The sequence below is a fragment of the Peribacillus sp. SRI_006 genome, from assembly GCF_057586375.1.
In genome coordinates this window covers 203,333-217,247 of the sequence record NZ_JBYCZT010000008.1, presented here as the reverse complement: position 1 = coordinate 217,247, position 13,915 = coordinate 203,333, and the positions used below count along the sequence as shown (strand labels likewise).

13 protein-coding genes are annotated in these 13,915 nt (G+C 40.3%); 8 read left to right on the top strand and 5 right to left on the bottom strand.

Annotated features, from left to right (window positions below; translation table 11 throughout):
• Nucleotides 1-27: 27 nt before the first annotated feature.
• Together AC2YHV_RS13765 and AC2YHV_RS13760 are read right to left on the bottom strand one after the other, a co-directional pair.
• Nucleotides 28-1,236, bottom strand: a complete 1,209-nt coding sequence (locus AC2YHV_RS13765) for a M20 family metallopeptidase (RefSeq protein WP_063591978.1) — start codon at nucleotides 1,234-1,236, stop codon at nucleotides 28-30.
• Nucleotides 1,237-2,265: 1,029 nt separating this feature from the next.
• Entirely contained in the window at nucleotides 2,266-3,177 is a 912-nt protein-coding gene (locus AC2YHV_RS13760; RefSeq protein ID WP_487373415.1) for an RluA family pseudouridine synthase, read from the bottom strand.
• Between the two features lie 232 nt (nucleotides 3,178-3,409).
• Here AC2YHV_RS13760 and AC2YHV_RS13755 point away from each other — a divergent pair, with 232 nt between their 5' ends.
• Nucleotides 3,410-3,817: a DUF5365 family protein gene (locus tag AC2YHV_RS13755; protein ID WP_268564683.1), complete on the top strand. Its 408-nt coding sequence runs from the start codon at nucleotides 3,410-3,412 to the stop codon at nucleotides 3,815-3,817.
• Between the two features lie 67 nt (nucleotides 3,818-3,884).
• Here AC2YHV_RS13755 and AC2YHV_RS13750 read toward each other — a convergent pair whose 3' ends face one another.
• Both AC2YHV_RS13750 and AC2YHV_RS13745 read right to left on the bottom strand, forming a co-directional pair.
• Nucleotides 3,885-4,355 carry a thioredoxin family protein gene (locus AC2YHV_RS13750; protein ID WP_057275651.1) on the bottom strand — a complete coding sequence of 157 codons (471 nt, stop codon included), beginning with the start codon at nucleotides 4,353-4,355 and terminating at the stop codon, nucleotides 3,885-3,887.
• A gap of 124 nt (nucleotides 4,356-4,479) precedes the next feature.
• Nucleotides 4,480-4,779, bottom strand: a complete 300-nt coding sequence (locus AC2YHV_RS13745; RefSeq protein WP_222620111.1) for a disulfide oxidoreductase — start codon at nucleotides 4,777-4,779, stop codon at nucleotides 4,480-4,482.
• 190 nt (nucleotides 4,780-4,969) lie between these two features.
• Between AC2YHV_RS13745 and AC2YHV_RS13740 the strand changes: the two genes are divergently transcribed.
• The 3 genes from AC2YHV_RS13740 (at nucleotide 4,970) to AC2YHV_RS13730 (ending at nucleotide 9,087) form a co-directional block, all read left to right on the top strand.
• Nucleotides 4,970-6,517 carry a carbon-nitrogen hydrolase family protein gene (locus AC2YHV_RS13740; protein WP_063577224.1) on the top strand — a complete coding sequence of 516 codons (1,548 nt, stop codon included), beginning with the start codon at nucleotides 4,970-4,972 and terminating at the stop codon, nucleotides 6,515-6,517.
• A gap of 155 nt (nucleotides 6,518-6,672) precedes the next feature.
• Complete coding sequence (locus tag AC2YHV_RS13735) at nucleotides 6,673-8,403, top strand: phospho-sugar mutase (protein WP_400450908.1); 1,731 nt, start codon at nucleotides 6,673-6,675, stop codon at nucleotides 8,401-8,403.
• A gap of 156 nt (nucleotides 8,404-8,559) precedes the next feature.
• Nucleotides 8,560-9,087: an NADPH-dependent FMN reductase gene (locus tag AC2YHV_RS13730; RefSeq protein WP_057275653.1), complete on the top strand. Its 528-nt coding sequence runs from the start codon at nucleotides 8,560-8,562 to the stop codon at nucleotides 9,085-9,087.
• A gap of 130 nt (nucleotides 9,088-9,217) precedes the next feature.
• Here AC2YHV_RS13730 and AC2YHV_RS13725 read toward each other — a convergent pair whose 3' ends face one another.
• Nucleotides 9,218-9,460, bottom strand: coding sequence for a YhdB family protein (locus tag AC2YHV_RS13725; protein ID WP_048689737.1), 243 nt, complete (start codon nucleotides 9,458-9,460; stop codon nucleotides 9,218-9,220).
• Between the two features lie 132 nt (nucleotides 9,461-9,592).
• Between AC2YHV_RS13725 and AC2YHV_RS13720 the strand changes: the two genes are divergently transcribed.
• From AC2YHV_RS13720 to AC2YHV_RS13705, 4 genes are all read left to right on the top strand, one after another.
• Nucleotides 9,593-10,561, top strand: coding sequence for a M14 family zinc carboxypeptidase (locus AC2YHV_RS13720; RefSeq protein ID WP_487373414.1), 969 nt, complete (start codon nucleotides 9,593-9,595; stop codon nucleotides 10,559-10,561).
• A gap of 49 nt (nucleotides 10,562-10,610) precedes the next feature.
• Nucleotides 10,611-10,931 carry a DUF3889 domain-containing protein gene (locus AC2YHV_RS13715; protein ID WP_034315058.1) on the top strand — a complete coding sequence of 107 codons (321 nt, stop codon included), beginning with the start codon at nucleotides 10,611-10,613 and terminating at the stop codon, nucleotides 10,929-10,931.
• A 231-nt stretch (nucleotides 10,932-11,162) separates the two neighbouring features.
• Nucleotides 11,163-12,044 (top strand): radical SAM/SPASM domain-containing protein, encoded by an 882-nt coding sequence (locus AC2YHV_RS13710; protein ID WP_034315057.1) that lies wholly within the window; start codon nucleotides 11,163-11,165, stop codon nucleotides 12,042-12,044.
• Nucleotides 12,045-13,048: 1,004 nt separating this feature from the next.
• Nucleotides 13,049-13,891 (top strand): MurR/RpiR family transcriptional regulator, encoded by an 843-nt coding sequence (locus tag AC2YHV_RS13705; RefSeq protein WP_487373413.1) that lies wholly within the window; start codon nucleotides 13,049-13,051, stop codon nucleotides 13,889-13,891.
• The last annotated feature ends 24 nt before the right edge of the window (nucleotides 13,892-13,915 follow it).

The following is a 13,915-nucleotide window of genomic DNA, read 5'->3' as shown; positions in this document are numbered from 1 at the left end:
AAATACAAATAGGCCCCTAAATTTCACCTATTTGGTTACTTGTTGTGATGATAAAGTTTTTGAACTATTCTTCATGTATTGTAATGTCGCTACCCCAAGAGTTTTCGCAGCGATTAATAACGAGCGTTCATCGATGTCAAACTTTGGGTGATGATGTGGATAGGCTTGTTCCCAATCAGGGTTTTTTGCTCCTGTGAAAAAGAATGTTCCTTTTACCTTTTCTAAATAATAGGAAAAGTCTTCACCACCCATAATAGGTGGGGTCTCTTTAACAGATTCAACCCCAGGTACTGAGTGAGCCAATTTCGCAACGAATTCAGTCTCCTCCTTGTGGTTAACTGTCGTCGGATATCCTCTCATATACTTATAGTCATATGTTGCATCTGATACAATACATGTTCCCTTAACGACTCTTTCAATTTCTTTTTCTATAAAATTACGAATCTCTTCTTTAAATGTTCTAACTGTACCAGTTAAAGTAGCTGTATCTGCAATAACATTGTAAGGATTTTTTGCTTCAAAAGCACAAACAGATACAACAGCAGATTCTAATGGATCTACTTTCCGGCTAACAATTTGTTGTAGATTACCTATTAGCTGTCCTCCAATTACTATACTATCCTTTGTTTCATGAGGAGCAGCGCCATGTCCGCCTTTACCCTGAATTGTTATATCAAAACGATCAGGTGCTGCTTGAAGAGGGCCTGTCCGATAACCAATTTCACCTAAAGGCATCTGTGCCTGTAAATGCGTTCCGAAAATTACATCAACCCCATCCAGGCATCCATCCTCTATCATAGCAATTGCTCCACCTGGAGGAAGTTCTTCGGCATGTTGATGGAGAAAAACAACTGTCCCTTCAATTTCCGACTTCATGCCATTTAGAACCTTTGCAAGGCCTAATAATGTTGCAGTATGCCCATCATGGCCACATGCATGCATGACACCTTCATTAACTGATTTAAACGGAACTTCCGTTTGTTCATGGATCGGAAGTGCATCAAAATCTGCCCGTACAGCAACCGTCGGCCCGGGTTTATCTCCTTCTAGATAAGCTAAGACCCCATTTCCTCCAACCCTTTTGCGAACTCTATGCCCAAGTTTTTCATGATAAGCTGCAATATAATTTGCCGTATTCACTTCTTCAAAAGAGAGCTCAGGATGTTGATGGAGATGGCGTCGAATATCGACGATTTCGTTATAAATATCATCTAATCCTTTAAATAATTGATCCATAATTCCACTCCTTTAATTAGTAGTATTTTATTTCAAATAAATGGTTGAATAGCAATTTTAACCCTTACCTCGGAGTATAACCATTATAATAGTATCATTCGTATTTTGAAAATTCAATATATTGTCATAATTCAAGAAACTACAAATAGCTTGTTTTTCTTTTTTTAAGGCTCTTTTCGTAAAGATTGTTGTTTTTAAAACGAAACTATTTTAGGTTGATTGGAACGGAAGTGCGAGACTCCTGCGGGAGCTGCGGGACAGGTGAGACCCCACAGGCGTTTACGCCGAGGAGGCTCACCGCCCGCACCAAGGAAAGCGAGCACCTGGAGGGGAAATCAACCACACTGCACTACTTCGTAAATAGCAACAAAGTATGCGAAAACAGCCTTTTTTAAAAGTAATAAAGCGCTTAGAATTTTTTTGCATAATACTAATTGTGATATTGAATGCGTATACAAAAATATTTTAATTCATTAAACAATTAAAGATAACGGATGATCATGGGGGAAATATGGGCGCATAAAATTATAGAAATACTGGTGAAGAGTAGCCGGGAAGTTCCCACAGCCATGCTAAGGGGTTTTTCTATTGTCTACAAAGGGTCTATAAGTATATCTAACTTTTGTTTTTGCCATTTGGAAAGAGTACAAGTCAATGATTTACTCGCTGACGAGTTTTCCAAAAAGCCTTTCTATAGTAGTCATACCAGGGAGAATAATTTTTTCTTGTGCTGTACGAAGAAGATACATTGAATTTCCATTGTGATAATTCCCTAAGGAGAAATTCTGATAACCTAATACCAGACGGATTTCATTCATTAGTAATAAATAAACTTTAGCTTATCAGCCATTAAATTTTAAAGGTTGCTAATCTTTTTTACGTAAATAAATAATAAAAAAATGCGAAAATAAAATTAAAATTGATATATAATCCGTCTGCTGGTGCACAAAAATATGAGGAACAATTTCGCTTTCATGATGAAATTGAATGAACACCGTTCCGAAATGGAACGGTGTTTTCTGTTTGGGATTATATGTGCACATCGAATATTTCAGGTCTATCAATGAAAGGAGCTTCAACGATCATTTTTTCTTCTGAAATGGGATGGATGAATTCAATTTTCCTTGCATGCAGGGCTTGACGTGGAAATGTCTTTTTTCCGCCATACAATGTATCTCCGGCCAAGGGATGGTTCAAATGACTGAAATGCACCCTGATCTGGTGGGTTCGGCCGCTTTCCAGGGTGCAGCTGACGAGGGTCAAGCTTTTCTTGGAATCACGGTTAAGCACCCGATAATGGGTGACTGCCGTCTGGCCAGTAGGGGAAACCCTTCGTCTAGTGGCATGGTGGCGGTCACGTCCAATTTTTTCTTTAATTTCTCCTTCATCCTTTTTAATGTTTCCTTCGACTAAAGCTAGGTAAGTCCGCTTGATTTCCCTTTCTTCCAACATTCTATCCAGCATGGACCCAATGAGGCGGTTTTTGGCAAAAAGGACCGCACCGGTGGTATCTTTATCAAGCCTATGAATATGCTTGATCATACAGGTCTGGCTGGTTTTTTGAAGATGGTGTGCGACTCCATTGAGGAGGGAGTGTGCGTCACCCGGTTGAGAAGGGTGGGTTTCCATTCCAGCCGGCTTATTGGCTATCAACAACACATCATCTTCATATAAGATGGTAATTCCTAAGTCTGCGGCTTGAACTGTTTCATTTTCAGCGTGATCCAATAAGGGGATGCTGATCGTATCTCCTTCATTGAGGATAGTTGACCAGGTGACGTAATTCCCGTTCATTGACACTTCTTTACTCATCCTCCATTCATGCACTAATTTTTTCGGGGCCTTCCAACGCTCCCTGAAAAGCTTTTCCAATGTTAATCCATTCCAACTTTGGAGAACATCAATTATTAAATGTTGGTTAGTTATTTTGAAATTTTCCAATTTAACTCCTACTTTCGACTCGTTTGGTTGTGCTTGAATGAAAAAAATCTATAATAATTATGGATATGGTATAAAAAAGTAACCTTGTGCCTATTGCTAAGATTTTCAGTGGTGGAAATTACCACATATTTTTTACAATATTTATGTTATTCTATGGGGAAAGAAATCCCTTGTCCTAGAATATACATATAATAGATAGGTCTAACGGATCTGAAAAAAGGTGGTTTTTTTAGTGAAGACGGTCTTTTCTTCAACGGAAGAACAAGAGCAAGAAATAGCGAGTCTCGTGTCTCGTTTCTACGAATCTGTATTTCCAAAGTACTTTACGGAAAGTGAAATCCTTCATTTTCGTGAGATTGGCGTTTTAGAGCCCAATCAAAGTTCTTTTACTTACTTGGCAACATTAAGAGACGCATTTCAAGTAATGACATGTCTTCAAGTCCTTATGTCGATATTAGACAAACAAAAGAGGGTGATGGAACCTAAGTCTGAAGAATTGTTCCAACATAACATCACACTATTGAATGAATGCGGAATATTCTTCCCCTTTTATTATGACCATTTTTCAAGTATAAACCTTGAAGCGAATAATGAAATGCAGATGATGGACATCCAGGTGGCGAATCAATATTTAGTATAAGGCAAAAAAAATGAGCCGGCTATAACGGGAGAAGCATTTCCGTTAGGGCCGGCTCATTTTTTCATCCTTAATTAATATCGTGGTCCTCGAACCATTTCTCGAACGTTACTTCATCTTTAAATCCGACGATTCGTTCTTGTTCTTTGCCATTTTTATAATGAACGATGGTAGGAGTCTTTTTGATGCCATAGTCGCTCCATCCTTGTTCAAACTCCAAAAGATTGAATTGAACAAGATCAATACCCAATTTCTCTGCCAAAGGTGCCACGACTGGTGTGGTTTTTTGACTGATTGAGTTCGTAGGACTATAGAAATAAACGGTCACGTCTTTACTATCTTGGAGGTCCTGCTCCAACTCTACAGGAAGAATCAAATTTTGATAATTGGGGTCATCCAGCTGATCGACAGTAGCGGGTTTAAGCTTATCCTTGCCGTATGGATTTCCTTTTGATTTTTCTTCTTTTTTCAAGTTTGTAAAAACGCCCAGCAGGACAAAAAGGGCGACGATTATCACTAAAAATATAGCCATTTTCTTCATTAAGCTGCAACCTCCTTGGATCTTGTCCATACGATGTAAAAATAATGACGAATGCAGTCAAGGCTAGAACGTGATGGTGATGAAACCAATACGTTTATATATTATCCTGTACCTGGAACCCTTCTCATGCAAGGGTGTGGTCGGGAAAGAATGAATCCTTTTTTATCAAGTAATGGTACGTGGAAATGAATGCACCGATAGCGGACGATATCATGGTATAAAAACTGATCCAATAATCTTTTCGAATGATTGCAATTCCTGATATGACCGTAAAAGGATACATGATGATCCGCTGATACCAACAGAGTGCACAAGGTTCGTATTGCTTAATTTCAGAAAAATATAAGCTTCCAAACATCGCAATGATGGAAGCAGCCCAGGCTGCAAATAATAAGTTTTCCACACTGCGTTTTGTATTGTTCATGGTTCCTCTTCCCCATCTCTTTTTACTCTCATGAAAAGTATAGTATGTAAGGACCGCGTCTGTAAAATATATATTCTTTTAACGGACATTCAGAATGTTATTATTTGAAATCAATGGGTAGGTTCGGTTGTTTTAATTTTTGAATAAGGGGTATAATTCTTATGGAAGAGATTAAAGGAGTCTGAGGAAAATGCCTAATTTGGACCTGCATAAATATGAAAAAATAATGGAAATACGTAATACGAGGCTAGGAGACATAGATGAAATAATTGCTTTGCAGTCGAGTTGCTTTCCGGGAATGGTTCCCTGGAAGCGAGATCAGCTTGAGAGCCATCTGGCAATTTTTCCAGAAGGGCAGTTTGTGGCTGAATATGATGGAAAAGTGATTGGTTCATGTTCCAGCCTCATTATTAATTTTGACGAATATGATGACCGCCATACATGGGATGATGTAACCGATAATGGGTACATCACGAATCATAATCCTGACGGTTATAATTTATATGGAATCGAGGTCATGGTCCATCCTGAGTTCCGCAGGATGAAAATTGGTCAAAGACTATATGATTCAAGGAAAGAACTTGTTGCCCACTTGAATTTAAAAAGCATCATTATCGGGGGCAGGATTCCCAATTACCATAAACATGCGGAGGAACTCTTACCAAGGGAGTATGTAAAAGAAGTTCAATTGCACAAAATATATGATCCGGTTCTTTCGTTCCAGCTTTTAAATGGGTTCACGCTTATGAGGATCAATCCGAATTATTTGCCGGACGATCTGCAATCCAATAAGTATGCTACGCTCATGGAGTGGAATAACGTTGATTATCAGCCGAAAACAAAACGTTATTATAAAACATCGGAACCGGTACGGATTTGCGTCGTGCAATACATGCTGCGTAAAATCGATTCATTCGATGACTTCGCTAACCAAGTCGAGTATTTCACCGACGTTGCTTCGGATGCCAATGCGGATTTCGCCGTGTTCCCGGAATTGTTCACAACCCAGCTGATGTCTTTCTTGAATGAAAGATCACCAAGCTTGGCTGTCAGGAAACTGTCGGATTTCACGGAGCAGTACATTGAATTGTTTACGACTTTAGCTGTAAGGTATAACGTCAATATCATCGGCGGTTCCCATTTCGTTAAAGAAGATGATGATAATATCTATAATATCGCTTATTTATTCCGTCGCGATGGAACGATTGAAAAGCAATATAAAATTCATATTACACCGAATGAAAGAAAATGGTGGGGTATTAACGCAGGTGACCGCGTTCGTGTCTTTGATACGGATTGTGGTAAGATCGCCATACAAATTTGTTATGATATTGAGTTCCCGGAACTCGCCCGGATTGCTACCGACATGGGAGCCAAAATCATATTCACTCCATTTTGTACAGAAGACAGGCAAGGCTACCTGCGAGTTCGCTATTGTGCCCAGGCACGTGCCGTGGAAAACCAAATTTATACCGTCATTTCCGGAACGGTTGGAAATCTCCCGCAAACGGAAAATATGGATATCCAATATGCCCAATCGGGAATCTTCTCTCCTTCGGATTTCGAATTTGCACGTGACGGCATAGTCGGGGAAACCAGCCCGAACCTTGAGATGGTCCTGATTGGCGATGTCGATTTGGAGATCTTAAGGCGGGAGCGTCAGTCCGGTACTGTAAAGCAATTGAAAGATCGCCGTCATGATATTTACCATCTGCATTACAAAGATGGCGGGAAATAAATAGGAAAAAACAGCTCGTGATGTGAAGAACACTGGATTAGGTTCTTTTCATTACGAGCCTTTACTTCATTTATTGGAATAAATATGATAATTTTGTATATGTAAGGCAGATACATAATAATTACAAATAAGGCGTTTGGGAGGAGATGTTGGAGATGGATTGGAAATCTTTATACACTACTTGGGCAGGGTACCAGAATTTAAATGGGGAATTACGTGTCCTCCTTGAGGAAATGCAGCAGGATGAAGCACAACTCGAAGATGCCTTTTATAAAAATTTAGAGTTTGGCACAGGCGGAATGCGTGGGGAAATCGGAGCGGGAACGAACCGGATGAATCTTTATACTGTAAGGAAGGCAACGGTTGGGTTGGCTCAATATATCTCTTCGTTTGGGGAAGAAGCAAAAGGAAGAGGGGCTGTGATTGCTTATGATTCGAGACATAAGTCCCCGGAATTTGCACTCGAAGCGGCTAAGACCTTGGCTACATTTGGGGTGAAGGCTTATTTATTCGATGAATTGCGTCCAACTCCAGAATTGTCATTTGCGGTTCGCGAGCTGAATGCTTTTGCTGGAATCGTCATCACGGCGAGCCACAATCCGCCTGAATATAATGGTTACAAGGTTTATGGGTCAGATGGGGCACAATTGCCGCCGGAAGCAGCGGATCAGGTGATCGGCTATGTGAATGCCATTGAAAGTGAGCTTGAAATTCAGGTTGAAGAAGCTGAAGTCCTTAAAGGGCAGGGCCTCATCGAAATGATTGGGGAGGAATTGGACGCTGCCTATAATCGTGAGCTGCTGACGGTTCCCGAGAACCCGCAGCTTGCCGAGGAAATAGATGTGTCAATCGTCTTTACGCCGCTTCATGGAACGGCAAATAAATCCGTCAGGCGGGCACTGCAAAGCTTAGGGTATCAAAATTTGCATATCGTTAAGGAGCAGGAATTGCCGGATCCGGATTTTTCGACAGTTCAGTCTCCGAATCCAGAGGAACCAGCTGCATTTGAAATGGCCATTGAGCTTGGAAACAAGGTGGAGGCAGACTTATTGATAGCAACGGACCCAGATGCCGATCGGCTTGGAATTGCCGTTAAAAATGAGATGGGTCAATATGTTGTCCTGACTGGAAATCAAACAGGTGCACTTTTCCTGGACTATTTACTGTCCCAGAAAAAAGAGAAAGGAAAGATTCCCCAAAATGGAGTCGTCTTAAAAACCATCGTCACTTCGGAAATCGGTCGGACGATTGCCGAGTCATATGGCTTGAAGACAGTTGATGTACTTACCGGGTTTAAGTTCATCGCCGAGAAAATAAATCAGTATCATGAAAGCGGGGAAAGTAGCTTCTTGTTCGGATATGAAGAAAGCTACGGTTATCTGATTAAAGACTTTGCACGTGACAAGGATGCCATTCAAGCTGCAGTGCTTGCTGTCGAGGTCTGTGCCCATTATAAAAAGCAGGGATTGACACTATATGAAGGGTTGCTGAATGTGTTTGAAAAGTACGGCTTTTACTTGGAAGGTTTGCGTTCATTGACTTTAAAGGGCATTGAGGGAGCGAAACAGATTCAAGGAATATTGAATCAATTCCGTCAAAATCCTCCTTCCCGAATAGCTGGCATTCCGGTAGTCATTGAAGAAGATTACCAAAGCAGCAAGAAGCGGACATTACTTTCAAATGATGAAGAATTGATCGAGCTTCCGAAATCAAATGTATTAAAGTATTTCCTTGAGGATGGTACATGGGTTTGCCTGCGTCCTTCAGGCACCGAACCGAAAATTAAATTCTATTTCGGTGTCCAAGGTAAATCAATGCAAGAAGCTGAGTCCAAGTTATCGGGAGTCATGGAAGATTTCATGAGCAAGATTGAAGCATTGGTTTAAATGTATGAAAGCTAAACGAAAGACTTCTTCGGTCTTTCGTTTTTTTTGATTTTTAGTTGAATGAAAAATCAAAATTCTAGGAAATTCCGTTTCGGTTTTGGTATACTGTATTGGCGACTGAACTCGGAAACATCGGGAATAATGGAGGTTTAATTCATGAAATTAGTAATCATTAATGGTTCACCACGTAAACAAGGGCGTACAGGGATTGCCTCACGCTACATATCCAAGAAATACGGAGCGGAACTTATTGATTTAAGCAATAGCGAAATCCCTTTATATTCAGGTGAAGGTGAGCAATATCAATTGGAAGTGATTCAAGGGCTCAGGAAAAGCATCGAGGAAGCTGATGGTGTAATTCTGACCACCCCGGAATATCATGGTTCCATGAGCGGAGCCTTGAAAAATGCCTTGGATTTTTTAAGCAGTGAACAATTCACGCATAAACCTGTCGCCCTATTGGCTGTCTCCGGGGGAGGAAAAGGCGGGATCAATGCCTTGAATTCCATGAGGACAGTGGGTCGAAGCCTTTATGCAAATGTGATCGCCAAACAATTGGTTCTGGATCCGCATTGCTTCGATTACGAAAATGATGGTTTATTTGAAGAGTCTGCGGTACTTGTTGAAGGTATGATTGAAGAGCTTAAAATGTATTCAACTGCATATGCTACAATGAAAAAATGATGAAATGAGGGTCAGGTATTCAATACCTGACCCTTCCTTGTTTTTATAGGGTTTCACCAGCCAAAGTTATATCCCCGATAATTAATCCTCTTGTATAAATTTTCCCGATTTGCAAAAACTATAGTTGATTTTAGCTTGGAAGTTCACTTAAATAATCACTTGTTTTTTCTGCCGCATGATCCAGATAACGAAGCAGTGCATACAGCTGGGATTGAACGATTTGATAATCATGCTCAAACCTGTAAGCGTGCAAGAAATGTTCTATTTTTTTCGAAAGAAAGTGATCTTTCGTCCGAACCATCAATACTAACAAGCTGTCCCAATCAGAACGGTGTGTGTGAAACAATGCCTGATCATAATCCGCAATCCTCATGTTCTTCTCCCCCTTAATAAGGAGCTATTTGTATTTTGTTCAGATCTGACAGAACATTTCCTTACAATAAGTGGCGATGTATTTGGACCGCGGTTGTTGCTTTTTACCTGAATAAAAATAAAAGGTGAGTACATGAGAAAAATAATGGTAATTGGAATATTGGTGCTTCTTTTTTTCCCTGAACCATCGCTGGCAGCAGAAGTGTATTCCCCTGAACAGATGGAAATGGATTTGCAAGGAATCCAAAAGCAGTATGAATTGGACGTTCGAATAATCGGACAAACTGAAAAGGGGAAAAATATAAAGGCAGTCAAGTTAGGGAAAGGAAAAAAATCGATTTTGCTGGTGGGATCACATCATGGACGGGAATGGCTCAGTTCCATACTTTTAATGCGTATGCTTGAAGAGTATGCAGCCGCCTATCGAGCGGGCAAACCTATTGGAGATTTTTCGTCGGAATCATTGGATGAAGTGAGCATCTGGTTCATCCCGATGCTTAATCCAGATGGCGTGAGCATCCAGCAAGGAGATTTATCCAATTTAAATGTTCTTGAAAAGGCTGCAGTATGGAAAATGAACCGATATAGCAGGAATTGGTCCAGGTGGAAAGCCAACGCTAAAGGCATTGATTTGAATAGGCAATATCCGGCTGGATGGAAAGAAGTAATGAATCGTGAAACAAAACCGACGTATCAATTTTATAAAGGCCGACAACCACTGGAAGCAGCCGAAGTAAAAGCGCTTACGGATTTCACGAAGGAGGTCGATCCCCTTATTGCTGTTTCCTATCATACTTCAGGAAGGGAAATCTTTTGGCATTACAAAAATAAACGGAAAAATATGGTGAGGGATTATGGGATTGCCAAAAAGACTGCCGAAATGACGGGGTATGAACTGACATTTCCGGAGAAAGAAGCGGTAGGAAGCGGATTTACTGATTGGTTCATAACTGAATTCAGCCGCCCGGGAATGACGATCGAACTTAGTTATTTAGTGGATGAAACCAATCCGCCGTTGACTGTGTTTCCTGAGGAATGGAAGAGGAATCGATTAGTTGGCATCATGCTTGTAAAAGAAGCGGAGCAGCTGCATAACAACTGAACATTTTTACATAATAATACTAAGCGGAAAGTATGAGGAGGAAAAGATTTTGAAAAAAGTCATTGTGATGCTAATGGGGATTTTTTTGATCATACAAGCAGGATCCATTTCAGCACAGGCCCAAAAACCCGATTACGAAAAATACGGAAAGATTGCGATTACGGTAGTGCAGGCAGATTATCCTGAAGTGGAGATTACTGACTACGAATATAAAGGCAGAAAAACTGTAGCGAAAAATCTCGTCGAAGACGATTTCAGATTTTTGGTCGAAGATAAAGGTCAGGACTTCAATGTCATCGTGACCGTACAACATGATTTGAAAAATGAAAAATTACTTAGTTTGAAGGTTACGGAGCAAAAAGGAAAGTGAGATCAGGACAAAAACCGAAATTCCAGGTAGGCATCTTACCGAACATCTTCACCTCGAGAAGATGTTTTTTTCTGATTTCTTTTAAAAGTAGTCCGGAAAAGGGGGATATCGGATTCGTTGTTATTCCAATACGGTCAGCTGCCATGAAGTTTTCATTGCATTTATGGGCAGCTAACCAGTATAGTTAGTATCAGATTGAAACAATAAGCTTGATTGTAGGGGTATTAGAAAATGAGAAAGTTTAAGAAAGTTTATGTGGAAATTACGAATATATGTAATTTGAAGTGTAATTTTTGCCCAAGTTCCAGCTTGCAAAGGACCCTTAAATTCATGGATCCCGAAGGGTTTACGGATGTTATCAAGAAAATCAAACCACACACCGATCATATTTATTTTCATCTGATGGGTGAACCGTTTTTAAATAAAAATTTGGGTACATTCCTGGATATCAGTGCTGAAAATGACCTGAAGGTTAATATTACAACGAACGGTACTTTGATTCAAAAGGTCAAAGACAAGCTGCTCTCCAAAAAAGCCCTCCGGCAGGTGAATATTTCACTTCATAGCTTTGAGGCAAACGATACGACCAATAGTCTTGACTCTTATGTCAGTAATATTGCCGATTTTATAAATGAAGCAAATGAAAAAAGTGAAGTGATCTGTGCCATTCGTTTATGGAATATGGATACGGCTGAATTAAAAGCGAGTAATGGCCTGAACGATGATATTCTAAGCATGTTGGAGGAGAAGCTTTCATTGGACATTCGCTTAAGTGAAGCTCTTCAGCAAAAGAATAATATTAAGTTAAGGGACCGGGTTTATATAAACATGGCCGAAAAATTCGAGTGGCCGGAATTGGACCGTGACATTATCGATGAAAATATTTTCTGCTATGCTCTTAGAGATCAGTTAGGTATCTTGGTGGATGGTACAGTCGTACCTTGTTGTTTGGATAGTGAAGGGAAAATACCGCTTGGAAATATATTCGAAACATCACTTGAAGACATTTTAAATGGTGAACGGGCTAAAAATATGTATGATGGTTTCTCAAGAAGATGTGCAGTTGAAGAATTATGTAAACGATGTGGCTACGCAAAGCGTCATAAAAAATAAAATTACGGAGTTCATTTCGTGGTTTCAGACTGTAGACAAACTTGATGAAAAATCAGTTTGCCTGCAGTTGTTTTATTTAAAAGTGCAGTTGATTTCAGAAATCCGCTCCCTTTCCGCCGACTGTCTGCCAAGCCTCCTCAGCGCAAGCGCTTGTGGGGTCTCGGCTAGCCAGTAATTCGGCAGGAGTGTCGCAAATTTCTTCAATCCAATGAGAATTACAGTAAAAAACCATCCTCACTATTCGGTTCGAACCCCATTTTGTCGCCAAACCTCAGGCATGGAGTCCATCTCCATGCCTGAAGTTTTATATTTAAAAGATTCAGAAACCCGTTCCCTTTCCGCCGATTGTCTGCCAAGCCGCATCAAAGCAAGCGTCTGTGGGGTCTCGGCTAGCCTGTAAATTCGGCAGGAGCGTCGCAAATTTCTTCGATCCAACGAGATTTTGCAGTAAAAAAACATGAAAGATAATCAAGTTTATTTTTAAAGCTTTGATTCAGGGCGAGACAATCCGAACTCCTTTTGTCGAAAAGTTGATGGAACCTCCAGACTGTAGAATTGGAGAAGAGCCAGTTTTCCTACAATATTCTTTTGAAAAAAGTTCCAGTTGATTGGAACGGAAGGTACGAGACTCCTGCGGGAAAAGCGTGTCGAGGGAGACCCCACAGTCGCAAGGAGCGCTGAGGTGGCTCCCGGACCGCCCGCGGAAAGCGAGTGCCTGGAGTGGAAATCATTACACATACCCTCTTTCAGATCCCTTTTCGCCGACTGAAAAACCATCCTCGTACTCCGAACCCCATCTTATTTCGCCAAACTGAAACCATGGAGTCCATCTCTGTTTTTTTGTGCTTGAAGGACATTGCCACCATCTTATTGTAAAAATTCAGAATATTATTGTTTTATTAAAAGTCCCGTGATAAAATACTCACTATTATTAATGAAGTTTATACTTCATATTGTCATATAAAAAGTATCGGATTCATATCTTGCTTCAGAGGGGATGTTTTATGGATTTACAGCAAAAAGTTAAAGAAGTATTCCCTGGTTTATCTACCGGTCAAAAAAAGGTAGCAAAATACTTGTTGGTGCATTCACATACATTTGCAGTCACTTCAGCTCAAAAGCTCGGAATAGACATTGGGGTGAGTGAAACGACCATCATCCGCTTTTGCTATTCATTGGGGTTAAGCGGATATGCAGAGCTTCAAAACCTTATTCGAAATCAGTTGATATACGAGAGCAGCAGTTTGAATGAATATCATTCTTCAAAACTTGAAGCCGCGAGTCAGCCAAACTTCATGGCTCAGGTGATGGGGCAGGATATCATCAGCATCGAAAAGACCATGAAAAATTTATCAACCGAAGATTTCGCCAAAACAGTCGATAAATTGGCGGCAGCTGATAATGTTTTGATTTCCGGACACCGTTTATCATTTTCGGGAGCACATTGGTTAACCTTTACGCTTAGGCTTGTTAGGGAAGAGGTTCATTTATATCGGCCTGATACTGATGATATATTTTTAATGTTGAATAAAATGACTGAAAATTCCGTTTTTGTAGCCATTTCATTTCACCGCTATGTTAAAGAGACTGTGAAAATAACCGAAATGGCCAAAAAAGCGGGTGCATTTGTAATTGGGATTACGGATTCCGACCTGGCTCCGATTGCGGAATACACTGACATTTTATTGCCCATTTCAACACCAAGGACTTCCACGATCGATACGGCACCAGTGTTATTCTCTTTATTGAATAGTTTAGTCGCTGGTGTAACGATTAAGGATGAACAAGGGTTCAAAGAAAGAAAAGCTATATATGATGGGTTCAATCAAGACGATTATTTCTTTTGAGATAAAACATCCATCAGTTGGTGA